This is a genomic window from Bradyrhizobium sp. USDA 4449 (assembly GCF_054056275.1).
In genome coordinates this window covers 944,741-969,972 of record NZ_JBSRYD010000001.1, presented here as the reverse complement: position 1 = coordinate 969,972, position 25,232 = coordinate 944,741, and the positions used below count along the sequence as shown (strand labels likewise).

Sequence of the window (25,232 nt, the reverse complement as noted above, 5' to 3'; positions counted from 1 at the left end):
TCAGATGCTCGAGCCCAACGCTTTCCATTCGCGCAACGCCTGGGCATCGCGCGGAGTGACGTCGGGGTATTCAGCGTCCTCACCGACCATGGGCGAGATCTTCCAGGAGCGGGCGCATTTGGTGCCGACGGCCTTCTCCACTACGACCGCGACCCCCGGTACCCCGTCGAGACGGAACGCATTGGCCGGCGCCTCGCCCTCGCGCACCTCGTAATTCGAGGTGATGCAGATCTCGGCGAGATCGGTGTCGAACAACGTCGCCAGCACGTCGCGGCCGGCGACATAGATCACCGGCGAGGCCTCGAGCGAGGAGCCGATGTTCTTGGCGGCGCGTTCAAGCTCCAGCGCGCCGGTGACGACGCGGCGGACATTGCGGATGGTTTCCCATTTCGCGGCGAGGGTCTCGTCGCGTAGCTTATCGAGACCTTCCGGGAACAGCGTCAAATGCACCGACGCTTCCGCATCCGGCCTGTACATCCGCCAAGCTTCTTCCGCAGTGAAGCTCAGGACCGGCGCCAGCCATTTCAGGATTGAATTGCACAGCAGGTCGATCGTGGTCAGCGCCGCTTTGCGTGTCGCCGATGACGGTGGATCGCAATAGAGGGTGTCCTTGCGGATATCGAAGTAGAACGCCGAGAGTTCGCTGTTCATGAAGGCGGACAGCGTCGCGACCACGCTCTTGAAGTCGAACGTCTCGTAGGCCTTGCGGACAAGTTCGGCGCGAATGGCGAGTTCGTGCAGCATCAGCCGCTCGAGCTCGGGCATCGCGGCAGGCGCGACGGCCTCGGTCGGCTTGTAGTGATGAAGCGTGCCGAGCATCCAGCGCACGGTATTGCGCAGCTTGCGGTAGGTCTCGACGGTGTTTTTCAGGATTTCGGGGCCGATGCGCTGGTCGTCGGTGTAGTCGCAGGACGCAACCCAAAGCCGCAGGATGTCGGCGCCGGATTCCTTGATGACGGACTGCGGTTCAATGGTGTTGCCGAGCGACTTCGACATCTTGCGGCCGTCCTCGGCCTGGGTGAAGCCGTGGGTCAGCACGATGTCGTAGGGCGCGCGGCCGCGCGTGCCGCAGCTCTCCAGCAACGAAGAGTGGAACCAGCCGCGATGCTGGTCCGAGCCTTCGAGATACATCACGGTATCGGTGCCGCCGTCGACCTTGCGTTTGATGCCGGCCAAGCCGGGAAATTGCACGGGGTCTTCGAGCACGAAGGCGTGGGTCGAGCCGGAATCGAACCAGACATCGAGAATGTCGTCGACCTTCTGCCAATCCTCGCCAGCACGCGGTCCAAGGAAGCGTTCGCGGGCACCTGTCGCATACCAGGCGTCCGCGCCTTCCTTCGCGAAGGCGTCGCCGATGCGGGTGTTGACGGCCTCATCCTGCAGGACCTCGGCCGAGCCGTCGCCCTTTTCGCGGACGAACACGGCGATCGGCACGCCCCAGGCGCGCTGGCGTGAGATCACCCAGTCGGGCCGGGCCTCGATCATGCCGTTGATGCGGTTCTCTCCCGACGGTGGCACCCACTGCGTCACCGAGATCGCGTGCAGTGCGCGGGCGCGCAGCGTGTCGCCGGACTTGGTCTTGCCGTTTGCGGCAATATCCTTGTCCATCGCGATGAACCATTGTGGCGTGTTGCGGAAGATCACCGGCTTCTTCGAGCGCCATGAGTGCGGATATTGGTGCTTGAGCCGGCCGCGCGCGAGCAACTTGCCGTTCTCCACGAGCGCCTTGATCACGGCCTCGTTGGCGTCGCCCTTCTCGCCCTTGTCGTTGATGACGCGCTTGCCCGTGAAGCCGGGTGCCTGGTCGGTATAGGCGCCGTTCTCGTCGACGGTATAGGGAATCGCGGTGTTGATGCCGCGGGCGTCGAGTTCCCGCGTATTCGCCATCCAGACGTCGAAGTCCTCACGGCCGTGACTGGGCGCGGTGTGCACGAAACCGGTGCCGGTGTCGTCGGTGACGTGGTCGCCGGACAGCAGCGGCACGATGAAGTCGTAGCCACCGGCGAGCCCCTTGAGCGGATGGGCGCATTCGATTGCGTCCATGGTGTCGCCTGGGATGTCGCGAACCTTCTCGAAAGCGGCCACGCGCGCCTGCTTGAACACCTCTTCAGCGAGCGCGTCGGCCAGGATCAGGAGATCGCCGGTCTTGGCCCAATTGTCCGCGGGCGCGTCGGTCACCTTGTAGAGGCCGTAGCCGATCTTCGGCGAGAACGAGATGGCGCGGTTGCCGGGCAGGGTCCAGGGTGTGGTGGTCCAGATCACGACGCTTGCTGTAGCGAGCGCGCCATGCGCGGGCGAGGTGACAGGGAATTTCACCCAGACCATGTCGGACGTGTAGTCCTCGTACTCGACTTCGGCCTCGGCGAGCGCAGTCTTTTCGATCACGCTCCACATCACCGGCTTGGACCCGCGATAGAGCGTGCCGTTGGCCGCGAACTTCATCAGCTCGCGCGCGATCTGGGCTTCGGCCGGATAGTTCATGGTGGCGTAAGGATGAGCCCAGTCGCCGATCACGCCGAGACGCTTGAATTCCTCGCGCTGCACGTTGAGCCAGTGCGTGGCGTAGGCGCGGCACTCCTTCCGGAAATCGATCATCGCGGCGCTGTCGCGGAAGTCGGGCTTCTGCTTGCCCTTCTTGCGATAGTTCTCCTCCTCGACTTTCCATTCGATCGGCAGGCCGTGGCAGTCCCAGCCGGGCACATAGTTGGAATCGAAGCCGAGCATCTGCTGGCTCTTGGTGACGAGATCCTTGAGGATCTTGTTCAGCGCCGTGCCGATATGGATGTTGCCGTTGGCATAGGGCGGCCCGTCGTGCAGCACGAACTTGGCTCGGCCTTTCGCGCGGTCTCGCAGCTTTTCGTAGAGGCCGATCTCGTACCAGCGCTTGAGGATCTCCGGTTCGCGCTGGGGCAGGCCGGCACGCATCGGGAATTCGGTCTGCGGCAGGAACAGGGTCTTCGAATAGTCTTTGGCTTCGGACTTTGGGGACTTTTGCGGCTTTTCGGACATGAGGTTGACTGGCTCGGAATGGCGCGGGAACGGATGGCGATGCGGAATCGCGGGGTGAAACGACGAAATCCCGGTCTTGCGCCGAGCCTTGAGACTCAGGCGGAAGCCGGGCTGCTAATCCCTATGATGCGCCGCGCAAACATGGGCTCTCCATAGCAGCCGAGCGGGGGAAGCGCAAAGGTCCGGCGGGCGGGCTTTGGGGCCGCCCTTAATCGACGGTCCCGAGCCGCGGAAATGCGTCCGGGGCGGCCCCCAGCATCGCGCGGGCCCGGGCGGAATCGTCGTCCATCTGGCGGATCAGGGTGTCGATATCGTCGAACTTCAGCTCCTCGCGGATGAAGCCGATAAAGGCGCAGTCGAGAGCCTGCCCGTACAGGTCACCCCGGAAGTCGAACAGGAAGATTTCCAGCAGCGGCGCACCGTTATCGAAGGTCGGGCGGCGACCGAAGCTCGCCACCCCGTTCAGTCGCTCAGGCCCGCGGCCGACCCGCACGGCGTAGATGCCGTGCTTCAGGCCGCAATTGGCATCGAGCCGGATGTTGGCGGTGGGATAGCCGAGGTCGCGGCCGCGTTTCTCGCCGTGGATGACCTCGCCGGTGATGAACCAGGGCGCGCCCAGCATGGTGGTGGCCTCGTCGACCTGCCCCTCGGCGAGCGCAATCCGGATGGCGCTGGAGGAGACCGGGCGCTCGTCGATGTCGACATGCGGCTGCACGTCGACCTCGATGCCGAGCCGGGGCGCTTCGTTGACCAGAAGGCTCGGTGAACCGACCCGTCCCTTGCCGAAATGGAAGTCGTATCCGACCGCAATCCCGCTGACGCCGAGACGTTCGATCAGGTCATGGTGAATGAAATCCTGCGCGCTGGTCCCGGCGCGGGCCTTGTCGAAGGTCATGACCACGGCGCCGGCCAGTCCGGTCCCGGCCAGCAGCCGCAGCTTGGCCCGCTCGTCGGTCAGGCGAAATTGCGGGGTGTTGGGGCTGAAAAACCGGCGTGGATGCGGCTCGAAGGTCAGCGCCAGCGCAGGGCGGCCATGCGCCCGGCCCATTTCCAGGGCAGCGGTAATGACGGCCCGGTGGCCGAGATGGACCCCGTCGAAATTGCCCATGGCCACCACGGCCCCCTTGGGGATCGCGGATTCCGGCGTGGTATCGCGGATAACGGTAAATTGCGGGGCCATCAGGGGAATTCTCGAGCCGGCGGGACCGGCCGGGACCGTGGCTTGAGCCGGCCGATGAAGTCAAGCTGCAGCGGGCCGTCGCCTGGAACATGATTTCCGATCCGTCGCGGGCCGCCGCAGTTAACGCGCTGTTTAACGCCTTGGTGCTAGTGCTTGGGAGATGGAACTGAGGGCCCGGCCTGTCAGGTCCGATTTTGAATAGTCCTGGGTATGCGTTGGGGGAGTCGAGATGGCGGTTGATTTGTCGATGTCGGTTCTGGTGGTCGACGACTACAGCACCATGATCCGTATCATCAGGAATCTCCTGAAGCAGCTTGGCTTCGAGAATATCGACGATGCCAGCGACGGTTCGGCGGCGCTGAACAAGATGCGCGGCAAGAAGTACGGGCTCGTGATCTCCGATTGGAACATGGAGCCGATGACGGGTTACGACCTGCTGCGCGAAGTGCGGGCAGATCCCAACCTCGCCACCACGCCCTTCATCATGATCACGGCGGAATCCAAGACCGAGAACGTGATCGCGGCCAAGAAGGCCGGCGTGAACAACTACATCGTCAAGCCGTTCAACGCGGCGACGCTGAAGACCAAGATCGAGGCGGTTTTCCCTGATATGGCCAGCGCGTAAGCGCGCTTGACGCCATCAGCTGAATTCGAAAAGCCCGGGCTCGTCCCGGGCTTTTCCGCGCTGGAACGGTGACGGCCCGGCCGTTACCACTTCAATTCGCGCATCAGCGCCTTCGGCGGGTGGCCGAACAATTCCGTCACCGACTTCGGATCGAGCTGGTCGAGGCCCTCGAACTCCTCGGCATGAATGCCGCGCGTGACAAACAGGCAGTCGATGCCGAATTCGCGCGCGCCGGTCAGGTCGGTGCGGACGGAATCGCCGATCGCCAGCACTTTCTTGCGGTCGATCGGGTGCCCCTGGCGTTCGCCGGCGAGCGCCATCGCGCGTTCATAGATCGGCCGGTGGGGTTTGCCGTAGAAGATCACCTCGCCGCCGAGCTCGCGGTACAGCTCGGCAATCGCGCCGGCGCAATAGATCAGCCGGTCGCCGCGCTCCACCACGATGTCCGGGTTGGCGCAGACCAGTGTCAGCTGGCGCTCGCGGGCCTTCAGCATCATGCCGCGATAGTCTTCCGCAGTCTCGGTCTCGTCGTCATAGAGGCCGGTGCAGACGATGTAGTCGGCTTCTTCCAGTGGCGCAGTCGTCGCCCCGAGGCCGCGATAGATCGAGTTGTCGCGCTCGGGGCCGAGCCAGAACATCTTGCGGCCGGGATGCTCGGCGACATAGAGCCGCGTCAAATCGCCGGAGGAGACGATCGCGTCGTAGGTCTCGTCGGCGACGCCCAGCTTGCGCAATTGCCGCTGCACGGAGTCAGCCGGGCGCGGCGCATTGGTGATCAGGATCACCGTGCCGCCGCGGCTGCGATAGGTGTGCAGCGCCTCGCAGGCCTCCGGGAACGATTCCAGACCGTTATGGACGACGCCCCAGATGTCGCTGAGCACGACATCGACCCCGGCCACAAGCTCGCGCAGGCTCTGTGCGAAGTGCAGCGTGGTCATGATGCGCGCGGCCGATCAGATGCGGCGCGCGAGGGCTGCGTTGCCGGTGACGCGCGATGATGGCGGAGCGGCGGGCGTCGCAGCTGAAGTTGCGCTTGGGCTTGAAGTACCGGAGCCATTGGATCCCTGAATATCCTGCGCCTGGTTCGGCGCCGCTCCGCCGGTAGCAGATGCCCCCTCGGGCCGCAATGGCCGGGGTGGCGCGAACAGAAAGCCCTGGCCGAACCGCACGTCATAGTCGAGCAGATCGACCACTGCGCGCTCTCCCTCGATCCGCTCCGCAATCAAATCGATGCCGAAACGGCCGAGCAGGTCGGACAGGTCGGAGGGATGGATGTCCGAGCTCGAGGCTTGCCTGGGGTCAAGCAGGAGCGATGCCGGGACCTTGATGAAGCGCACGCCGCGATCGGCGAGCTCGCGCGGCTCGATCCTGAGGTCCGTGACATGGTCGATCGAAAAGCGGAAGCCGCGCTGCGCGAGGGCCGCGAGACTTTCGGTCTCGGCGGGGCCGAGGCCGCGGAAGGTCGCCTGCTTGAACTCCAGCACCAGCGACGGCGCCAGCGCCCGGTTGGCCTCGAGGAAATCCAGGCATTGCGCGAAGGTGGTGGAATTGCCGAGCGTCGAGGCCGCCACGTTGCAGAACACACCGACATCCTTGTTGCGCACCATCAGCCGGCGCAACACCTGGACACAGCGCAGCAACACCATGTTGTCGATGCGTCCGATCAGTCCGGAGGCTTCGGCGATGCTGATGAACTCTTCCGCCGCAATCAGCTGGTCGCGCTCGTCGCGGAGCCTGGTCACCGCCTCGTAGAAGCGGACCTTGCGCTGCGGCAGCGTCACCATCGGCTGGAGAAAGATGTCGATGCGGTTCTCGTCGATGGCGTTGCGCAGCGTCGCCAGCATCTGGGTCTGGTTACGGCCGTTGACGGTCTGAACGGCATTGGCTGGCCTGGTCTGGACCGCCGGCGGCGTCGGCCGGGGTGGCGGTGCCGCAAGCGGCGGAGGAGCGGCCGGCCGCTCCTCGAAGGGCGTGATCTGGTCGACGGGGGCTTCGCGCTCCAGCCGGGCGACCGGAGCGGGCGCGGGCGCCGGCGCTTGACCGGCCAGCATGTCCTCATGGGTCGATACCGTGGCGGCAAGCTGCCTGACCAGTCCACCGAGCTCGTTGATTTCGCCGATCACCGACTGGACACGATCGGAGTTGGTCGAATTGGACGAGGCGATGCGGCCTTCGATCGCGGCGAGCCGGCGCCCGAACTCGGCCACCTGGCGGGCAAGGTCGGCGGTGCCCCGCGACAGGTCGGCGATCTGCCCGCCGACGTCGCTGCGGTCGCGGAGCCGCATCGAGACTGCATTGTAGAGGATCAGGAAGGTCAGGGCAGTCAGCGCCACGATCGCGGATTCGGTTCCGTTGATGCCGGCGACCGAGTAGAGCACCAGCCCGAGCGAGGCTGCGACCAGAACCATGCAGAAGGCGATGAAGATCGTCGAAATACGAATCATGCCGCGCGCTACGCCTCAAGAGCTGATTGCCTCACCCGGGAAAACACGGGTCGCAATTCGCACCCGTCGCGCCTCATGCTCCCCCAAGCATGCATGACCTTAACATCATTGTTGATTCGAGGGGATAGCAGCCGCGGGCTCGCGTGGAGGTCGTCAGGAGGGTGCGGCGGCGCCGACCGTGTCGGCCGAAACTGCCTCGCGGCTGCCGAGAGGCCTGGGGCGTCCTGTGGTCGTGTCGCGCAGGGTCTGCCGTTCGATCTCCGAGTTCAGCTCGGCGCCGAACATGATCACGATCGCCGACATCCACATCCACGTCATCAAGCCGATCGCGGCGCCCAGCGAGCCGTAGGTGGCGCTGTAATTGGCGAAGGCCGAGAGATACCAGGACAGCAGCGCCGAGCCGGCGATCCAGAGCAGGGCGGCGGTCACGGCGCCGACACTCAGCCATTGCCAGCGCGGTTGGTCGCGGCTGGGTGCGAAGCGGTAGAGGATGGCAAGCGCCACCAGCAGGATGACGAGCAGCAGCGGCCAGCGGGCGAGCGCGACGATCAGCTTGCTCTCCGGCGCAAGGCCGAGATGATCGAGCGCAAGCGGGAAGGCGACGACGGCGGCCACCATCAGCAGCAGCGCGATGATGCCACCGACCGTGAAGCAGAGTGTAATCAGGTTGAGCTTGATGAAGCCGCGCTTCTCGCGCTCCTCATAAGCGACGTTGAGGGCGTCGAAGATCGCTTTAACCCCGGCATTGGCGCTCCAGATTGCGAGCGCAAGACCGAACAGGAAGGTGGCGCCAAGCGCCGTGTTGCCTTTCGATACGACGCGTCCGACCTGCTCCTGGACGATCTGGAAGGTGCCTTCGGGCAGCATCATCGCGAGCTTCTGGAGATTGTCAGTGATGGTCGCGGGATTGGCGAACAGGCCGTAGGATGAAACCAGTGCAGTCACGGCGGGAAAGATCGCGAGCAGCCCGAAGAAGACGACCCCACCGGCGGTCGCCAGCAGGCGATCGTCGCCGATGCGCTGATAGGTACGCCAGAAAATATCCTTCCAGCCCGCCCAGGGAATGGCGAACGGACTTTTCGACCGGCGCCCGTGCCCGGGCTGCGTCGCTGCGCCCGCCGGGCTCGTTTCAGGCGAATGTCCTTCGCTGTTGCGCTGGTCTTGAGGAGGCCGCGGCCGGATCAAGCCGGAATCCTGAAAGTAGCGTTCTGCGCTCAACACGAACACGGCTGTGGCGGCGACCAGGAGCCAGCTGTCGAGCTGCTGCTCGGTGTGCCGCGCACGCATGTCAGGCGTCCAATCCGTGGCGGGAGCGCCTTCGGCGCGCTGCCGTGACACCCAACAGCCCGACGGCCGCGAGCATCAAGCCGAGTTGCACGGGGCGGTTGGCAAGAACTGTCGCAGTCCTGCCGTCCCGGCTGCGTTCTCCCGGCGCCAGCGGTACCAGAGGGATCGTCGTCGCGACCTCTTTCACGGCCTGCTTGACCGTTCCACGCGGGATCCGCGGCGTGGCGATCGCCACGCGCATCCGACTTGCAAGCGGCACGATCGGCTTGGTCCGGCGATGGATTTGAGCCATGGCCACTCCGGCACAGGCTGCGGCGAGCACCAGGAGCACCGCCGCAACGGCCCCAAAGCCCCAGAATTGTCCGTAACTGATAGCGATCCAGCGATACAGCGCGATCAGGCCGACAAAGAAGGTTGCGACCAAGAACAGCCCGGCCACCGCGAACAGCCCGGCCGCGACCGCGTAGGACGTGATCCGTCCAGTGGTCTGACTGGTGCGGTCACGCAGGTAAGATCGGGCCGCGCGCTTGAGATGGTTGATTTTCAGCGCCATACCGGCGCGCAGCAATTCGCCCGATGGCGCGAGCATGTGGACATCCTCCGACAGCGAAACATTCGTCGGGGGTGAACGTGGCGGAATTTGACTTGTTCCGGAGCGCTCGCTCGATCAGCCGAGATCGGCGGCCGCGATCCAGAATACCTCGCCCTCGGAATCTTCCGTGTCGAGCCAGAGCAGGGGCAGTTCCGGAAAGGCCTCGTCGACCAGCTCGCGGCCGCGGCCGATCTCGCAAAGCAGGCCGCCGTCCGGCGTCAGGTGATCGGGCGCGTCGCGCAGGATGCGCCTGATGACATCGAGACCGTCGGGGCCACCGTCGAAGGCAAGTCTGGGCTCGGCCCGGCATTCCGGCGGCAATGCCGCCATGCCTTCGGCGTCGACGTAAGGCGGGTTGGTGATGATCAGATCATATTTGTTGCCGCCGAGCGGCGCGAACAGATCACCGCGGTGCAGCGTGATCCGTTCATCCAGCCCATGTTCCCCGACATTGCGCGTGGCGACCTCGAGCGCCCCCTTGGAGACATCGACCGCGTCGACCTCGGCATTGGGGAAATGATACGCGGCGAGGATCGCGAGGCACCCTGAACCGGTGCAGAGATCGAGCACGCGCGCGACGGAGCTCGGATCGTCGATGAGCGAGCCGACCTCGCCGTCGCCGCCGAAATGGGAATCGAGCAGCTCGCCGATGAAGGAACGCGGAACGATGACGCGCTCGTCGACATAGAAAGGCAGGCCGCGCATGTAGATCTTGTTGACGAGATAGGCCGTCGGTTTGCGGGTGGTGATGCGCTGATGGACCAGATCGAGCAGGGCCCTGCCCTCCGCTACGGTGACGCGAGCTTGGGCAAAGCTCTCGAATTGCTCGGGATGCAGATGCAGCGCCTCGCAGACCAGGAAGATCGCCTCGGCGACCGGATCGGTCGTGCCATGGGCAAAGGCGAGTTTCGCTTCCACGAAACGGCTCACCGCATAGCGGACGAAATCGAGCAGCGAGACGAGCTCGCCGGGGCCGACCTTGGCGAGTTTGGGCGCGGCGCGGCCGCCCTTCTTGGATGCTCTTGCCATCAGGATTTGGTCCAGCGTGCGGCGGCCTCGTCGTCACGCGCATGGGCCTCGACCCAGCCGGTGCCGGTGGCGCTCTCTTCCTTTTTCCAGAACGGGGCGCTGGTCTTGAGATAATCCATCAGGAACTCGGCCGCCTCGAATGCCGCCCGGCGGTGTTGCGAGGCGGTGAGCACCAGCACGATGTTCTGGCCGGGCACGAACCGCCCCACGCGATGGATGACGGTGACGCCGTTCAGCGGCCAGCGCGACAAGGCTTCGTCGACATGGCGCTTGATCTCTTCTTCCGCCATGCCGGGATAATGCTCGAGCGTGAGCGCGGCGATGTCAGAGCTATCCTCGTCGGCGCGGCAGATGCCGGAGAAGCTGACGACCGCGCCGATATCGGTGCGGCTACGGGTCAGGACCGCGATCTCGCGCGCGATGTCGAAATCGTCTTCCTGGATGCGGATGGCGACGGGGCAGCTGGCGACGGAAGAGGTCATGGCCTAGCCGCCGGTCATCGGCGGAAAGAATGCGATCTCGCGCGCGCCGGCGATGGCAGCGTCCGCCTTGACGTGGGCATGGTCGATCGCGGTGCGGATCACCTTCGGCTTCTCGAAGGCATAAGCGTAAGCGTCGCTCTGGCCCGACAGCCAGGTGATCAGCTCCGCGACGGTGCGCACCGTCGCGGGCGGCTCGATGGTCTCTTCGGCCTTGCCGACACGCTCGCGCACCCAGGCGAAATACTTCACCTTCATCCTTCATCCTCCTTGATGAGGTGATGGATGCCGGCGCGGAAATAATCGTAGCCGGTGTACATGGTCAGGATTGCCGAGGCCCACAGCAGGATGAGGCCGATCAGCGAGACCACGGGGAGCACCTCGTCACCGGCGGGACCTGCGAGCAGGAAGCCGATGGCGACGAGCTGCACCGTCGTCTTCCACTTGGCGAGCTTGGTGACGGGCACGCTGACGCGGAGCGCCGCGAGGTATTCGCGCAGGCCCGAGACCAGGATCTCGCGGCAAAGGATCACGATGGCGGCCCATAGCGACCAGCCGTGGATGATGCCATCGGCCGCCAGCATCAGCAGGCAGGAGGCCACCAGCAGCTTGTCGGCTATCGGGTCGAGCATCCGGCCGAACGCCGATTGCTGATTCCAGATCCGCGCGTAATAGCCGTCGAGATAATCCGTCACCCCGGCGCCGATGAAGATGGCGACCGCGACCCAGCGCAGCCACAGCGGGTAGTCCATGATCGACTGCGCATAGATGCATCCGACCACGACCGGGATCGCGGCGATCCGGCCATAGGTCAGGATGTTCGGGAGGGACATCGCGCGGCTGGTCGTCCCTCGTGTCGTGGCGATGTTCATCCGTCCTACCAATACCGCTCAAGCCCGAAGGTCAACCGTCCGCGCCCAAATGGGGCACGGCATGCGACGACCATATGACTACGGCCCCTTTAGTTCACCCCGGCTGGGGATGGAAATAGTCGAATATCCTGCGGGCGCTTTCGGCGCTGACCCCAGGAACCTTGCCGAGATCGGCGATCGAGGCCCGTTCGATCTCCTTCAGGGTTCCGAAATGATGCAGCAAGGCACGTTTACGTGACGGGCCGATGCCCGCAATCTCCTGCAAGCCGGCCTCGCGGATGTCCTTCTTGCGCAACTTGCGGTGCGAGCCGATGACGAAGCGGTGGGCCTCGTCCCGCAGGCGCTGGATGAAATAGAGCACAGGGTCGCGCGGCTCCAGCTTGATCGCCTCGCGCTCGGGCATGAACAGGGTTTCGCGGCCGGCATCGCGGTCGGGACCCTTGGCGACCGACATCAGCGACACCTGGGTCAGCCCGAGATTTGCAAAGATCTCCCTGACGGCATTCAGTTGGCCGCGGCCGCCGTCGATGATCACGAGGTCGGGCCATTGCGGGAAATCGTCGTCCCTGGCCTTGTTGGCCGCGCCCTCGTCGGGCGGCTTGATCAGGCGCTTGAAGCGGCGCTCCAGCACCTCGCGCATCATGGCGAAGTCGTCGCCCGGCGTGATCCCTTCCGACTTGATGTTGAACTTGCGGTATTGGTTTTTGACGAACCCGTCGGGGCCGGCGACGATCATGGCACCCACCGCATTGGTGCCCTGGATGTGGCTGTTGTCGTAGACCTCGATGCGCTTGGGCGCGTGCGGCAGGCTCAGTGTCGTGGCGATGGCATCGAGCAGGCGGCTCTGGGTCGCGGTATCGGCGAGCTTGCGGCCAAGCGCTTCGCGCGCATTGGTCAGGGCGTGGGCGACGAGCTCTTTCTTCTCGCCGCGCTTGGGCGTGATGACCTCGACCTTGTGGCCCGCCTTGATCGCCAGCGCGTTGGCGAGAAGCTCCATCTCGTCGATCTCGTGCGAGAGCAGAATGGTCTTCGGCGGCGGCTTGTCGTCGTAGAACTGGGCGAGGAACGAGCCAAGCACCTCTTCCGGCGTATAGGTCTTCTCCGCGCGCGGGAAATAGGCGCGATTGCCCCAGTTCTGTCCGGTGCGGAAGAAGAACACCTCGACGCAGGAGAAGCCGCCCTCCTGGTGGATGGCGAACACGTCGGCTTCCTCGACCGTCCGTGGATTGATGCCCTGCTGGGACTGGATCGCTGACAATGCCGCGAGGCGATCACGATAGAGCGCCGCGCGCTCGAATTCGAGCTCGCCGGAGGCCTTCTCCATCTCGCCGGCAAGCTCCTGCTTCACCGCATGGCTCTTGCCGGACAGGAAGTCGGTCGCCTCGCGCACCAGCGTCGTATAGCCTCCGAAGTCGATCTCGCGCGTGCAGGGGCCGGCGCAGCGGCGGATCTGGTGGAGCAGGCAGGGCCGGGTGCGGCTCTCGAAAAAGGAGTCCGTGCAGGAGCGGATCAGGAATGCGCGCTGCAAGGCCGTGATGGTGCGGTTGACGGCGCCGGCGGAGGCGAACGGACCGAAATAGCGCCCGGCCCTGGTCTGCGCGCCGCGATGCTTCAAAATTTGCGGCGCCCAATGGTCGCCGGTGATCAGGATGTAGGGAAACGACTTGTCGTCGCGCAGCTGCACGTTGAAGCGCGGCCGCAGCTGCTTGATGAGGTTGGCTTCCAGCAGCAGCGCTTCGGTTTCGGTCGCGGTCGAGACGATCTCCACGGTCACCGTGGCCGCGATCATGCGCAGGATGCGCGCCGGTAGCGGCGCGCTCTGGCGCGCGTAGTTGGACAAGCGCTTTTTGACGTTCTTGGCCTTGCCGACATAGAGGACGTCGGCGTTCGCACTGAGCATGCGATAGACGCCGGGCGAGGTCGGCGCGAGACGCACCGCGCGCTCGATCGCCTCATGACCCGTCGCCAGCGGCTCTTCGCCGATCGCGCCGCTCTCTTCCAGGATGTCAGGCAGCCGCGCATCGTCCTCGTCATCGCCGCCGGCGGTGGCGGGATCGAGGTCCGGCGGGGCCACCTCTTGGGCTGGGGCCTTGGTCGGAGCGGCCAGCTGCGAGGTGCGCGCGCGGGCGTCGTCCGGCTTGTCGGTGGAATCGTGAACCATGGAGCGAATTTAAGCGCTGGGGGGATCGATTTGAAGTTCCGGCCGGGCTGCCGCGCACAGGAAGGCGCGCAGTTCCCGGTAACGCTTCCTTAAGTCTGTTAACAGCGCGGTAACGGGTCTTAACAGGCCTTTAACTTAAAACTCTCGATAAATCCTACGCGAAAAAGTGGTGGTTCCGTAACCATGCAGTTTGGCTCCGTGCGGGCGGCGCGGGCCTCGCACCCGGTTACGGCAGTTGCGTTGGAGTGTGTGATGAAGGGGCTCATTGTGGGCGCAGCCGCATTGGTTGCAGCCGGCTGGACAGCTTCGGCCGCGGCCGCCGATCTCAGTTACGGGCAGCGTGCACCCTATACCGTCAATCAGCCACTCAACGCATATAGCTGGGCCGGCCCGTATCTCGGCGCCAATCTCGGCTATGAATGGGGCTCGGTCGACAACAATCCCGCAAAGCCATCCGGATTCGTCGGCGGGGTGCAGGCCGGCTACAATTTCCAGAACGGCCCGTGGGTGTTTGGCGTCGAGGGCGACATCCAGGCCGCCGGTGCCGATGATACCTTCGCACCGTGGAAGTTTTCCAATCCCTGGTTCGGCACGCTGCGCGGACGCGCGGGCTATGCCTTCAGCAACGTGCTGGTCTACGGCACTGCCGGTCTCGCTTTCGGCGAGCTGCGCGCGCAGACCTTCGGCTGGACGGAGTCGCACACGACGGCCGGCTGGACTGCCGGGGTCGGCGCGGAAGTTGGCCTCGCGCCGAACTGGAGCGCGAAGCTCGAATATCTCTATGTCGATCTGTCGACCAGCCAGTTCGCAATTACAGGCGTGTCAAACGGCTACAGCGCCAGCATCGTGCGCGCAGGCGTCAACTATCACTTCTGATAGCGAAATAAGAAAATACCGGACCACAACCTCCCGGCCGCTTGCGGCCGGGACTTTTTTGCGCCAGCTTTGTTGGAGCAGGTGCCTTACGAAAGGATCACGAGATTGACCGCTTTCGGGCCCTTCCCCTTCTTGTCCGGTTCAACTTCGAACGTGATACGCTGTCCTTCGGCAAGGTCCTTCAGTCCCGCCCGCTCCACAGCAGTGATGTGAACGAAGACGTCGCGACCGCCGTCGTCCGGCTTGATAAAGCCGTAGCCGCGCTCGCCATTGAAGAACTTGACCGTTCCCGTATTGGCCATCGGGAAACTCCCCCTCATTGCTCCTCCGTCGCAAGCAGACACGCGTCGCGACATGACCGGGCATTACGAAGCCCGGGAGAGCTGGCCATCCTTGGGCAGACCCATCGGTCCGTCCGGATCTTTCTTAGGGCCTTCACTCCGCCGCAACCATTCGCGGAAGCGGAACGTAAAGCCAGTCACAGAAACAGCATAATACGGTTCTTTGCAGATTGACTACCGCTCCTGCATATTTTTCCCAAAGATCACGGTGCCTTACGTCGTGGGTACCTCCTAATTTACGCCTTGGGTACCTCTAATCGGAATCTGGCAGCTCCGCCTTGGCCGAGCGGCATTTCCAATTCGGGCAGAATCGTCTTGAGCTCGCTTTGCAGCGTGTACGGCGGATTGACGATCAGGAGCCCGGTCGAGGTGAGGGCGGCGCCGTCGGCCTGCGGCGCGACGCTGAATTCGAGGCGGAGACATTTCCCGGGAGTCTTTGCGGCAGCTGCGGTGCGAGCCACGAGTTGCGCCAGCGTGTCGGTGGCGCGCCGGCTCTTGGCGGGATACCAGATTACATAGATACCGGTCGGCCATTTCGCGAAGGCGGTGGAGAAGGCCTCGCCCAGCCGCTGGAACTCGTCTTTGGCCTCGAAGGGCGGATCGATCAGCACGAGCCCGCGCCGCTCCTTCGGCGGGACGAAAGCCGGCAGCGCCATCCAGCCGTCGAGATCGACCACGCGCGCCTGTTCGTCGCGCCGCAACGCGTCGATCAGCGTCTTGCGCGCCTTCGGCTCGAGCTCGCAGGCCACCAGCCGGTCCTGCGGCCGCATCAGCGCGCGTGCGATCAGCGGCGAGCCCGGGTAAGCCTTGAGCTCACCCTTCGGGTTGAAGGCCCGGACGATGTCCATGTACGGCTTGGTCAGCGCGACGCTCTCGTTCGAGAGGCGCGCCTGCATCAGTCGCGCGATGCCGGTCAGCCACTCGCCGCTGCGGCGCGCCTCGTCGCTGTCGAGATCATAGAGCCCGGCACCCGCATGGGTGTCGATGACGCGGAAGGCGGCTGGCTTGTCCTGCAGATAAGTCAGGATGCGTGCCAGCACGATGTGCTTGATGACGTCGGCAAAATTCCCGGCATGAAAGGCGTGGCGATAGTTCATGCAAGAGCACTACGCCACGCGGCGGCTTGAGCAAAGAGGCAAGCGCGAGTGTCCCGGACGCGTGGCAGCGTGCAACGCTGCTGCGCAGAGCCGGCTCCCAGGGGCTTGGGATTCCCATGCAGCGCGGCCCGGCTCTGCAGCGCATCGTCGAAGAGAAACTGCGCTGCGTCGGGGCACGAATGCCTGATCTAACCGCCCCTGATCGGCGGCATCGTCACCTGGTCGCGGCGGCAGGAGCGGCGTTCGAGCTCCTCGCAGGCGCGGAACTGCAGGTCCTTGCTGAGGCAGATGCGGACTTCGGACAACCGCGTCCGGTTGCAGGTGATCGAGATGGCCGCATTGCTCAAACCGGGATTGGCCTTGATGAAGGCTTCTTCCACCTCGCCCGGCGCCACCGTCTTGGCCTCCGACAGCTCGAGATATTCGGCCGGGATCTTGATCGCGGCGCGCGCCTTGCGAATGGTCTCGAAATAGGTGCGGTCGGTGAGCCCTGAGCAGGTGCCGTGCTTGTCCCATTCATTGAAGATCAATCCTGGCGCCGGCATCAAATCGAGCATCGAAGAGACGATGCTGCGGTTCAGCCGCGGCGACGGCCGCTGGCAATATTCCGGAAAGCCGCTCTCATATTGCGGCCAGAGCCCGTGAACCACGAAGGAATAAGGCCGTCCCTCGCACTGAATGTTGGAGCGCCCGCCGCCGCGGCCGCGCTCGGCCGCTTCCTCGCAGAAGGACGGCGACCACGACAGCGACAGCACGTAGAAGTCGAATTCACCGGGTGTGTTCTGTCGCTTGTCCTGCGCCTTTGCACCGTCGACGAGCGAGATCAGCCCGGCGGCAAGGGTCAGGGGGAGGGTCAGCGAAATCACGAGACGGAAGAACGAATGCAATCTAAAATGAAACATGGTGACGCCCCTCAACTAGACTGTGCAGAAGCCTAGCAGGCAACGAGAACATTTCAAGAACAAAATTCCGGCGCCGGATGATCCGGTGGCTCGATGAGCCCGAATCAGGGCCTTCGGCTCAGGGCTTGGCTGCGCGGCAGGACGGGTTGTACGCCCAGTTGCGGTCGAGCCCGACCACGCACCATTCGACGCCCTGACCATATCCGGCAAAGCCGCCATCCTCGATGATCGAGAAGTGCACCCTGCGCACCTTGCCGTCAGTCAGCATGGCCTCGCCGGTGCAGAAGCGGCGCGGAATGTTGTCCGAAGCCCAGGGCCGGAAAGCGGTCTCGTGAACGTTGGCGAAGCCCGTGATTTGCAAGGGCGAATTCCAGAACGAGCTTTCCTTCTCCCAGAACTGGCTCGAGATCGTCGGCAGCGCCTTGTCGCATTCGGCGACATTGCCGTCATACCGCGGCCCGCTCAGCCAGAAATTCAGCTCCAGCGGATTGGCGGCCTTGGCCTCGGTGAGCGACAGCGCCCCGAACACGAGGCCGAGAACGGCGGCTAAGCGAAGCGATTTCGGGGAGGTCGAGGCGCGCATGGGCAATCCAGACAGCATGATCTGCGAAGGTCAGACGGTGCCGCGAAGGGCGGGGGAGGTCAAGTGCAGCGCGGCAACACTCGGGCAGGAGTTGATCACAACGTCGCATTCGACAGGCCTTCGGTTCTTTCCACCGCCGCGCCGGCAACGTAAACTGCCGGCAATCAATCGGAGTGACGGGAATGCGAATCATTGCGGCCGCGGGCCTTCTTGCCTTGGGTATGATGGCGAGCCAGTCGGCGCGCGCCGACATCCTCCCGGTGCCGCCTTTCAAGGGCAACGACACCGGCGGCATCATCGCTTATTCGATGGCGACCCAGGTCGATGCGCGCCAGGTCGCGGTCGATCACTGCGCGCAGTACGGCAAGGTGGTGAAATTCCTCGCGGTGCAGGCCTATCAGGGCGGTTACATCTCGTTCGCCTGTCGTTGGGTGCCCTACGGCGCCGCCGATCGGCCGATCCGCACCCTCTACTGAGGCGTTTCGGAACGGCGAGCCTCGACATCTCAGCCGGGAGTTCTGCCATGACGCGCAAGCTTGCTTTGCTCGGATCAGTCGCTTGTCTCGTGCTGTCGGCGGGCAGCGCCGTCGCTGACGACCTGCCGGTGCGCAAGGCAGGCCTCTGGGAAATGAAAATGGTCAGGACCGGCTCTGCGATGCCGGAAATGACCATGCAGCATTGCACCGATGAGGCTGTCGACAAGGAGATGAGCAACAACATCTCGCCGATGGCCAAGCAGGTCTGCTCCAAGCAAGACGTCAAGAAGACGGCCACCGGCTATGTCAGCGATTCCGAGTGCAGCGTCGCCGGCATGTCCACGACCTCGCACGCCGAGATCACAGGCGACTTCAATTCGGCCTACACGGTGAAGACCTCGTCACATGCGCAGGGCGGTGCCGCCGGTACCGCAGGGCGCGACACCACCATGACGCTGGAGGCCAAATGGCTTGGCGCATGCAAGGCGGACCAGAAGCCCGGCGACATCGTGATGCCCGGCGGGTTCAAGATGAACGTGCGCGACGTCGACAAGCTGAAGGCGCTGCTGCCGAAGCAGTAGTCCCGGAAACCCGGTGCGCTCCTCGCCGCGTTCTTACTGGGATGCGACGGGCTTCGCTCGTGCTGAGCGAGGTGCGAAAGCTACACCGGTATCCGGACGCTCGCCCTCAATCCGCCCATCGGGCTGTCGCCCAGCGTGATGTCGCCGCCATGCAAGCGGGCGATGTCGCGGGCGATCGCGAGGCCTAAGCCCGTGCCGCCTTCGTCCTGGTTGCGGGCATTGTCGAGCCGCAGGAACGGCTTGAACACTTCCTCGCGCAAATGCACCGGGATACCCGGGCCGTCGTCGTCGACCGTCACAGTCAGATAGCGGTGATCGCGCTGGCCGGAGATGGCGATGGCCTTGCCATAGCGCGCGGCATTGGTGACGAGGTTGGCGAGGCAGCGCTTGAACGAGGCCGGCTTCACCGTCACCACGGGCAGGCCGCTGAATGTCACGGTCGCGGCATGGCCGTGGCGTTCGGCGTCGCTGCGCAGCTCCTCGAGCGCCTGCACCATGTCGGTCGGCTGCGACTGCTCGCCGGAATCGCCCCGGGCAAAGGCGAGGTAATCCTCCAGCATCATCGACATCTCGTCGACGTCCTTGCGCATGCCCTCGAGTTCGGGGTTGTCGCCGATCAGCGCCAGCTCGAGCTTGAAACGGGTGAGAATGGTGCGCAGATCGTGGCTGACGCCGGCGAGCATCGCGGTGCGCTGCTCCATCGCGCGTTCGATCCGCGACTTCATCTCGAGGAAGGCGCCCGCCGCGCGCCGCACTTCCCGCGCGCCGCGCGGCCTGAAGTTCGGCGCCTCGCGGCCCTTGCCGAAGCTTTCCGCTGCATCCGCAAGCCGCAGGATCGGCTTGATCTGGTTGCGCAGGAACAGCACCGACACGATCAGCAGGATCGACGACGTGCCGACCATCCAGAACAGGAAGATCTCCGAGTTCGAGGCATACGCGGCGCTGCGCTGCGCGAACACGCGCATCACGGCATCGTCGAGCTGGATGCGGATCTCGACGAGGTTGGAGCGGCCGACCGTGTCGATCCAGAACGAGCGTCCGATCTGGCGGCCCAGCTGCACCGACAGCGTCTGGTCGAGCAGCGAGAAGAACGGTTTTGGTCCGGGCGGCGGCATGTCGCCAGGCGGCAGGAAATCGACGGTGAGCTGCAGGCGCTGCAGGGCGATGCGGCGAATCTGCTCGCGGTCCTTGTCCTGTGGATAGCCCTTGTAGATGTCGATCAGCGCGGCGATGTCCTGCACCACGGCGGCCGAGAGGCGGCGCGTCACCGTGTTCCAGTGCCGCTCCATGAACACGAAGGCGACGACCGATTGCAGGATCACCATCGGCACGATCATGATGAGCAGGGCGCGCGCATAGAGGCCGGTCGGCATCCAGCCCTTGAATGCGTTGCCCATCCAGCCGTTGGCGCGCGAAACACGGCCGGCGGCGCTCTTCAGAAGCGTCAGGCCGGTATCGATCGTGCTCATCGGTCCTGCTTCACTCAAGGTCTACGGCGAGGCCACGAGCCGGTAGCCGATGCCGCGCACCGCCTGCAGGAACAGCGGATTGGCGGGATCGGTCTCGATCTTGCGCCTGAGGCGATTGATCTGGACGTCGACGGCGCGCTCGTTGACGCTGCCGTTGCCGGTCAGCGCGCTGCGCGGCACGGTCTCGCCCGGCGTCTCCGAGAGAATCCGCAGCATCTCGCGCTCGCGATCGGTGAGATGGATGACCTCCTCGCCCTGGCGCAATTCGCCGCGATCGAGATGATAGACGTAGGGACCGAACGCGATCTTCTCTACCGCCGCGGCCTGGACCGGCGGCGCGGCGCGTTTGAGGATGTTGTTGATGCGCAGCGCCAGCTCGCGCGGCTCGAACGGCTTTGCGACGTAATCGTCGGCGCCGATCTGGAGGCCCTCGATACGGGCCTCGGCCTCATGCCGCGCCGTCAGCATCACGATCGGCACCGAGGAGGATGTGCGGATGAACCGGGCGAGATCGAAGCCGGTCTCGCCGGGCATCATGACGTCGAGGATCAACAAGTCGAAATGCAGTCCCAGCAGCTTCGCGCGGGCATCGCCGGCACTCGCCGCGGTGGTGACGCGATAGCCTTCGGCCGAGAGAAAGCGCGACAGGAGATCGCGGATGCGGCGATCGTCGTCGACCAGCAGCAGATGCGGGGCGTCGTCGGCCGGTCGTGCCGGCGGGCGGGCGAGCGTGGCAGCGAGCGGCACGGTCACTCCTTTGAGGCTTGATTGGTGGCGAAGATCGTCTCCAGCACCTTGTCCGGATCGTCGCGGTCGATCATGGCACGCAGGAAGCGCTTGACGGTCTCGGCATCATCAGGCGCCATCTCGGCGAGCGCCTTGGTGATCCGCGTGGTCTGGAGCCCGGCGAGCTTCTGCACCAGCGCCTCGCCCTTCGGCGTCGCATAGAGCAGCCGCTGGCGTCGGTCATTGTCGCCGGTCTTCTGCACGATGTAGCCCTCGTCCAGCAGCTGCTTGAGCACGCGGCCGAGCGACTGTTTTGTGATGCGCAGGACGTCGAGAAGGTCGGCGACCTTGAGGCCCGGGTAGCGGTAGACGAAATGCATGACCCGGTGATGGGCCCGGCCGAAGCCAAAAGCCTCCAGCTCCTGGTCGGGATCGCCGACGAAATCGCGATAGGCGAAGAACAGCAGCTCGATGATATCCCAGCGCAAATTGCCTCCTTCGCCTGCCGCCGGCCGTGGCTCGGCAGTGTCTTGAGAGGGAGTTGCGAAATTTATGTCAGGCATATTGACGTATCTTGGGTTCAATGTTACAAAACGATTGGCCCGCACGAAATTTTAGATCGTTTCGCGTCGGGTAGCATTTCCAGAATCGGCCGGAGTGTGCCCGACAGGCGGTGACGGCCGAAGCAGATCTACCGTGCGATTGTCGAGCGGCATTTCGGCAAAACATACTGGACTTCCGCCTTCCGCAAAAGCATGTCCTCGGAAGACATGCTGGTCACGGAAACCGGCCGTAACAAGGCTGGCGGAGGTTCGGCCAGAAACCTAATGAGCCAGCCGGGCCCGAAAACGGGCAGGCGGGCGCGAGAAACAGCGCCGCCACCGGCAGCGGGAGGCAAGGACATGAGCATGAAATTCGACATCCAGCCCGCATCCAATCCGACGCCTGAGAAGGACAGGATCGCCAAGCTGGTGGACCCCGGCTTCGGGCGCGTGTTCACCGATCACATGGCGGTGGTCCGCTACAACCAGTCCAAGGGCGGCTGGTATGAGGCGAAGATCGAGGCGCGTGCCAACTTCCAGATCGATCCCGCCGGCGCGGTCCTGCACTACGCGCAGGAAATCTTTGAAGGCCTCAAGGCCTACAAGCGCGACGACGGCGGCGTGAACCTGTTCCGTCCCGACGCCAATGCGCGCCGCTTCAAGGACTCCGCCGACCGCATGGCGATGGCTCAGATACCCGAGGACGTCTTCATCGAGGCGGTCGAGCAGGTCGTGCGTATCGACCGCGCCTGGATGCCGGGCGGCGAGGGCAGCCTTTATCTGCGTCCCTTCATGATCGCGAGCGAGACTTTCCTCGGCGTCAAGCCGTCGTCCGAATACATCTTTGCGGTGATCGCCTCACCCGTCGGCTCCTATTTCAAGGGCGGCCCCGCGCCGGTCTCGATCTGGGTGTCCGAGAATTACACGCGCGCGGCCGTCGGCGGCACCGGCGCCGTCAAGTGCGGCGGCAATTATGCGGCCAGCCTGCGCGCGCAGGCCGAAGCGATCCAGCACGGCTGCGATCAGGTCGTGTTCCTCGATGCGGTCGAGCGCCGCTACGTCGAGGAGCTCGGCGGCATGAACGTTTTCTTCGTGTTCGACGATGGCTCGCTGTCGACGCCGCCGCTCGGCACCATCCTGCCCGGCATCACCCGCGACTCCATCATCGCGCTCGCCCGCGATGCCGGCAAGACCGTGCGCGAGGAGCCGTATTCGCTCGACCGGTGGCGCAAGGATGCAGCGAGCGGCAGGCTCAAGGAAGCGTTTGCCTGCGGCACTGCCGCCGTGATCTCGCCGATCGGCAGGGTGCGCTCGGTCAGCGGCGATTTCGAGATCTCGGGCGGCGCCGCGGGCCCCGTCGCCATGGGCCTGCGCAAGCAGCTCGTCGACATCCAGTACGGCCGCACCAACGATCCCCACAACTGGATCCGCAAGGTGATTTGATCTCTCGTGTCCCGGACGCGCGAAGCGCGAGCCGGGACCAGAATGCCGGTTGCTGGAGCCCGGATCAGCAGCGCATCACGCCGCCGGGAGGCGACGCGCTGTGCAGCATCCGGGGAGGCCATCAGCCGGCAGTTGCCGCATCGCGCGTCGGCTGGTAAACGCGCGCATGGCCGAAAAACCCAAAAAACCGCAGAAACTGAAGGCGCGCTTGCCGCGCGGGCTTGAGGATCGCGACCCCTCAGCGATCCGGGCGACGCGCGAGATGGTCGAGAAGATCCGCGCCGTCTACGAGCTCTACGGGTTCGAGCCGGTGGAGACGCCGGCGATGGAATACACCGATGCGCTCGGCAAGTTCCTGCCCGATCAGGACCGTCCGAACGAGGGCGTGTTCTCGTTCCAGGACGATGACGAGCAGTGGATTTCGCTGCGCTACGACCTGACCGCGCCGCTCGCCCGCTATGTCGGCGAGCGCTACGGCACCGATGGCCTGGTTTTGCCCTATCGCAGCTATCGTGTCGGTTACGTCTTCCGCAACGAGAAGCCAGGCCCCGGCCGCTTCCGCCAGTTCATGCAGTTCGATGCCGACACGGTCGGCTCGGCGACCCCGGCGGCGGATGCCGAGATCTGCATGATGGCAGCCGACACCATGGAAGCGCTCGGCATCGCGCGCGGCCAATACGTGGTGAAGGTCAACAATCGAAAAGTGCTCGACGGCGTGCTCGAGGCCATCGGGCTCGCGGGTGAGGACAATGCGGCACGCCGCCTGACCGTGCTTCGCGCGATCGACAAGCTCGACAAGTTTTCCGCCGATGAAGTCCGCAAGCTGCTCGGCCCCGGACGATGGGACGGTGGCGAGGAAGGCAAGGGCGACTTCACCAAGGGTGCCAATCTCAGCGCGGCGGAGGCTGACGTCGTTCTCGCCGTCACCAAGCCGCGCGAGGATTGGAAAGAAGCCATCGCCGCGGCGGAAACCTACCTCGCCAAGAGCGAGATCGGTCAGGCCGGCGTGAGCGAGCTGGAAGAGATTGCGAAGCTTGTCACAGCGTCCGGTTACGGAGCCGACCGCATCAAGATCGATCCGTCCGTCGTGCGCGGCCTCGAATATTACACCGGCCCCGTCTACGAGGTCGAACTGCTGCTCGAGACCAAGGACGAGAAGGGCCGCCCAGTGCGCTTCGGGTCGGTCGGTGGTGGCGGTCGTTATGATGGCCTCGTCTCGCGTTTTCGCGGCGAGCCGGTGCCGGCGACCGGCTTCTCGATCGGCGTGTCGCGCCTGCAGGCCGCGCTGACGCTGCTCGGCAAGCTCGACACGCGCCCTGAAGTCGGTCCCGTCGTCGTGACCGTGTTCGACCGCGACCGTGTCGCCGACTATCAGAAGATGGTCGCGAGCTTGCGCGCGGCCGGGATTCGCGCCGAGCTCTATCTCGGCAATCCCAAGAACATGGGCAACCAGCTCAAATATGCCGACCGCCGCAATTCGCCTTGCGTGATCATACAGGGCTCGGATGAAAAGGCGCGCGGCGAGCTGCAGATCAAGGATCTGGTCGAGGGCGCGAAGGCCGCGGCCGCGATCGCTTCCAACCAGGAATGGCGCGAGACGCGCCCCGCGCAGTTTTCGTGCAGCGAAGCGGACCTCGTCGTGAAGGTGCGCGAGGTGCTGGCGCGCCATGACGTGAGCTGGGGCTAGCCATTCGTTTCGATCGTCGTGCCCGGGCTTGTCCCGGGCACCCACGTCTTGTTTGATGGCGAAGTCCGTGGATGGCCGGGACAAGCCCGGCCATGACGGAGAGGCGAGAGGAGAAATGATATGCCTGAGATTACCGTCAGCATGGCCGAAGGCCGCACCGACGAGCAGAAGGCCGGCATGATGCGCGACATCACACAGGCGCTGGTGAAGAATCTCGGCGTCGACGCCGATGCCGTCGTCATCCAGATCAACGAAGCCCCGCTCCGCCACAAGATGAAGGGCGGCAAGACCTTCGTGGAACGCGCGGCGGCTGCGAAGAAGTGACGCGTTAGCCTCATTCCGGGGCAGCCCGCGAGGGCTGAACCCGGACTCTCGATCCGCAATTTCTGGTTCCGGGTTCGCGCGTCGCGCGCCCCGGAACGACGAGCGAGCACCATGGACGCACGTGATTTCATCAAGGTCGGCATGAGCGCCGAGCGCACGCTGGTGGTCCCGGTGGAACGCACGGTCGGGCATTTCGTGCCTGATATGCCGATGGTCTATGCGACCCCGATGATGATCCTGGAGATGGAGATGACGGCGGGCGATGCGATCCGCCCTGCGCTTCAGGCGGGCTGGGTCACCGTCGGCACCGAAGTCGACATCCGCCATCTCGCGGCCGCCCTCGTCGGCGCCACGGTCCGGACCACCGCGAAAGTGATCGCCGTCGAGCGCCGGGTCATCCGCTTCGACGTTGAAGCGTTCGAGGGCGCGCGCAAGCTCGGCGAGGGACGTCACGCGCGCGGGCTTGTGAATGTCGAGATGTTCAACAAGCGGCTCGGCGCGTAATCT

26 protein-coding genes are annotated in these 25,232 nt (G+C 64.6%); 8 read left to right on the top strand and 18 right to left on the bottom strand.

The genetic code is table 11. The features are described from left to right. Together ileS and ACVIIW_RS04585 are read right to left on the bottom strand one after the other, a co-directional pair. Nucleotides 1-3,009 carry an isoleucine--tRNA ligase gene (gene ileS / locus ACVIIW_RS04590; protein WP_456699650.1) on the bottom strand — a complete coding sequence of 1,003 codons (3,009 nt, stop codon included), beginning with the start codon at nt 3,007-3,009 and terminating at the stop codon, nt 1-3. 208 nt (nt 3,010-3,217) lie between these two features. Beyond that, a complete protein-coding gene (locus ACVIIW_RS04585; RefSeq protein ID WP_456699649.1) occupies nt 3,218-4,189 on the bottom strand; it encodes a bifunctional riboflavin kinase/FAD synthetase in 972 nt (323 codons plus the stop codon). 229 nt (nt 4,190-4,418) lie between these two features. Here ACVIIW_RS04585 and ACVIIW_RS04580 point away from each other — a divergent pair, with 229 nt between their 5' ends. Then, nucleotides 4,419-4,814, top strand: a complete 396-nt coding sequence (locus ACVIIW_RS04580) for a response regulator (RefSeq protein WP_007596883.1) — start codon at nt 4,419-4,421, stop codon at nt 4,812-4,814. An 83-nt stretch (nt 4,815-4,897) separates the two neighbouring features. Here the strand turns inward: ACVIIW_RS04580 and ACVIIW_RS04575 are convergent, their stop codons facing one another. The 9 genes from ACVIIW_RS04575 to uvrC form a co-directional block, all read right to left on the bottom strand. Continuing rightward, nucleotides 4,898-5,752 (bottom strand): TIGR01459 family HAD-type hydrolase, encoded by an 855-nt coding sequence (locus ACVIIW_RS04575; protein WP_456699648.1) that lies wholly within the window; start codon nt 5,750-5,752, stop codon nt 4,898-4,900. Nucleotides 5,753-5,767: 15 nt separating this feature from the next. Next, nucleotides 5,768-7,258 carry an EAL domain-containing protein gene (locus tag ACVIIW_RS04570; RefSeq protein ID WP_456699647.1) on the bottom strand — a complete coding sequence of 497 codons (1,491 nt, stop codon included), beginning with the start codon at nt 7,256-7,258 and terminating at the stop codon, nt 5,768-5,770. Between the two features lie 153 nt (nt 7,259-7,411). After that, complete coding sequence (locus tag ACVIIW_RS04565) at nt 7,412-8,545, bottom strand: YihY/virulence factor BrkB family protein (RefSeq protein ID WP_456699646.1); 1,134 nt, start codon at nt 8,543-8,545, stop codon at nt 7,412-7,414. A gap of 1 nt (nt 8,546) precedes the next feature. Then, the gene (locus tag ACVIIW_RS04560) at nt 8,547-9,134 is read right to left on the bottom strand and encodes a phage holin family protein (RefSeq protein ID WP_456699645.1); all 588 of its coding nucleotides are present in this window, start codon (nt 9,132-9,134) and stop codon (nt 8,547-8,549) included. Between the two features lie 78 nt (nt 9,135-9,212). Then, complete coding sequence (gene prmB / locus ACVIIW_RS04555; protein ID WP_456699644.1) at nt 9,213-10,166, bottom strand: 50S ribosomal protein L3 N(5)-glutamine methyltransferase; 954 nt, start codon at nt 10,164-10,166, stop codon at nt 9,213-9,215. After that, nucleotides 10,166-10,648: a molybdenum cofactor biosynthesis protein MoaE gene (locus ACVIIW_RS04550; RefSeq protein ID WP_456699643.1), complete on the bottom strand. Its 483-nt coding sequence runs from the start codon at nt 10,646-10,648 to the stop codon at nt 10,166-10,168. The genes prmB and ACVIIW_RS04550 overlap by 1 nt, the downstream gene beginning before the upstream one ends. A 3-nt stretch (nt 10,649-10,651) precedes the next feature. Further along, nucleotides 10,652-10,903, bottom strand: coding sequence for a molybdopterin converting factor subunit 1 (moaD, locus tag ACVIIW_RS04545; protein WP_456699642.1), 252 nt, complete (start codon nt 10,901-10,903; stop codon nt 10,652-10,654). After that, entirely contained in the window at nt 10,900-11,517 is a 618-nt protein-coding gene (gene pgsA, locus ACVIIW_RS04540) for a CDP-diacylglycerol--glycerol-3-phosphate 3-phosphatidyltransferase (RefSeq protein WP_456699641.1), read from the bottom strand. Before pgsA ends, moaD begins: the two co-directional genes overlap by 4 nt. A gap of 94 nt (nt 11,518-11,611) precedes the next feature. Next, on the bottom strand, nt 11,612-13,678 hold the full coding sequence (uvrC, locus tag ACVIIW_RS04535) for an excinuclease ABC subunit UvrC (RefSeq protein WP_456699640.1): 2,067 nt from the start codon (nt 13,676-13,678) through the stop codon (nt 11,612-11,614). A 252-nt stretch (nt 13,679-13,930) separates the two neighbouring features. On the opposite strand from uvrC, the gene ACVIIW_RS04530 reads away from it, so the two are divergent. Beyond that, on the top strand, nt 13,931-14,554 hold the full coding sequence (locus tag ACVIIW_RS04530; RefSeq protein WP_456699639.1) for an outer membrane protein: 624 nt from the start codon (nt 13,931-13,933) through the stop codon (nt 14,552-14,554). An 86-nt stretch (nt 14,555-14,640) separates the two neighbouring features. On the opposite strand, the gene ACVIIW_RS04525 is transcribed toward ACVIIW_RS04530, so the two are convergent. From ACVIIW_RS04525 to ACVIIW_RS04510, 4 genes are all read right to left on the bottom strand, one after another. Then, on the bottom strand, nt 14,641-14,856 hold the full coding sequence (locus tag ACVIIW_RS04525) for a cold-shock protein (RefSeq protein WP_027534220.1): 216 nt from the start codon (nt 14,854-14,856) through the stop codon (nt 14,641-14,643). A gap of 275 nt (nt 14,857-15,131) precedes the next feature. After that, entirely contained in the window at nt 15,132-15,992 is an 861-nt protein-coding gene (locus ACVIIW_RS04520; protein WP_456699638.1) for a 23S rRNA (adenine(2030)-N(6))-methyltransferase RlmJ, read from the bottom strand. 188 nt (nt 15,993-16,180) lie between these two features. Beyond that, nucleotides 16,181-16,894: a ribonuclease T2 family protein gene (locus ACVIIW_RS04515; RefSeq protein WP_456699637.1), complete on the bottom strand. Its 714-nt coding sequence runs from the start codon at nt 16,892-16,894 to the stop codon at nt 16,181-16,183. Between the two features lie 118 nt (nt 16,895-17,012). Next, entirely contained in the window at nt 17,013-17,477 is a 465-nt protein-coding gene (locus ACVIIW_RS04510) for a hypothetical protein (RefSeq protein WP_456699636.1), read from the bottom strand. Between the two features lie 182 nt (nt 17,478-17,659). Between ACVIIW_RS04510 and ACVIIW_RS04505 the strand changes: the two genes are divergently transcribed. Next, a complete protein-coding gene (locus ACVIIW_RS04505) occupies nt 17,660-17,953 on the top strand; it encodes a hypothetical protein (RefSeq protein ID WP_456699635.1) in 294 nt (97 codons plus the stop codon). A 47-nt stretch (nt 17,954-18,000) separates the two neighbouring features. Next, nucleotides 18,001-18,534 (top strand): DUF3617 domain-containing protein, encoded by a 534-nt coding sequence (locus ACVIIW_RS04500; RefSeq protein ID WP_456699634.1) that lies wholly within the window; start codon nt 18,001-18,003, stop codon nt 18,532-18,534. 80 nt (nt 18,535-18,614) lie between these two features. Here ACVIIW_RS04500 and ACVIIW_RS04495 read toward each other — a convergent pair whose 3' ends face one another. From ACVIIW_RS04495 to ACVIIW_RS04485, 3 genes are read right to left on the bottom strand one after another with little or no spacing between them, the layout of a single operon-like run. Continuing rightward, the gene (locus ACVIIW_RS04495; protein ID WP_092230097.1) at nt 18,615-20,003 is read right to left on the bottom strand and encodes an ATP-binding protein; all 1,389 of its coding nucleotides are present in this window, start codon (nt 20,001-20,003) and stop codon (nt 18,615-18,617) included. A gap of 21 nt (nt 20,004-20,024) precedes the next feature. Further along, nucleotides 20,025-20,756 (bottom strand): response regulator, encoded by a 732-nt coding sequence (locus ACVIIW_RS04490; protein WP_456699633.1) that lies wholly within the window; start codon nt 20,754-20,756, stop codon nt 20,025-20,027. Beyond that, nucleotides 20,753-21,292 (bottom strand): MarR family winged helix-turn-helix transcriptional regulator, encoded by a 540-nt coding sequence (locus tag ACVIIW_RS04485; protein WP_456699632.1) that lies wholly within the window; start codon nt 21,290-21,292, stop codon nt 20,753-20,755. Before ACVIIW_RS04485 ends, ACVIIW_RS04490 begins: the two co-directional genes overlap by 4 nt. A 339-nt stretch (nt 21,293-21,631) precedes the next feature. On the opposite strand from ACVIIW_RS04485, the gene ACVIIW_RS04480 reads away from it, so the two are divergent. From ACVIIW_RS04480 to ACVIIW_RS04465, 4 genes are all read left to right on the top strand, one after another. Continuing rightward, complete coding sequence (locus tag ACVIIW_RS04480; protein WP_456699631.1) at nt 21,632-22,714, top strand: branched-chain amino acid aminotransferase; 1,083 nt, start codon at nt 21,632-21,634, stop codon at nt 22,712-22,714. Between the two features lie 166 nt (nt 22,715-22,880). Beyond that, complete coding sequence (gene hisS, locus ACVIIW_RS04475) at nt 22,881-24,401, top strand: histidine--tRNA ligase (RefSeq protein ID WP_456699630.1); 1,521 nt, start codon at nt 22,881-22,883, stop codon at nt 24,399-24,401. A 120-nt stretch (nt 24,402-24,521) separates the two neighbouring features. After that, nucleotides 24,522-24,725 carry a tautomerase family protein gene (locus tag ACVIIW_RS04470; RefSeq protein ID WP_008144861.1) on the top strand — a complete coding sequence of 68 codons (204 nt, stop codon included), beginning with the start codon at nt 24,522-24,524 and terminating at the stop codon, nt 24,723-24,725. 111 nt (nt 24,726-24,836) lie between these two features. Beyond that, nucleotides 24,837-25,229 (top strand): thioesterase family protein, encoded by a 393-nt coding sequence (locus tag ACVIIW_RS04465; protein WP_456699629.1) that lies wholly within the window; start codon nt 24,837-24,839, stop codon nt 25,227-25,229. Nucleotides 25,230-25,232: the final 3 nt, after the last annotated feature.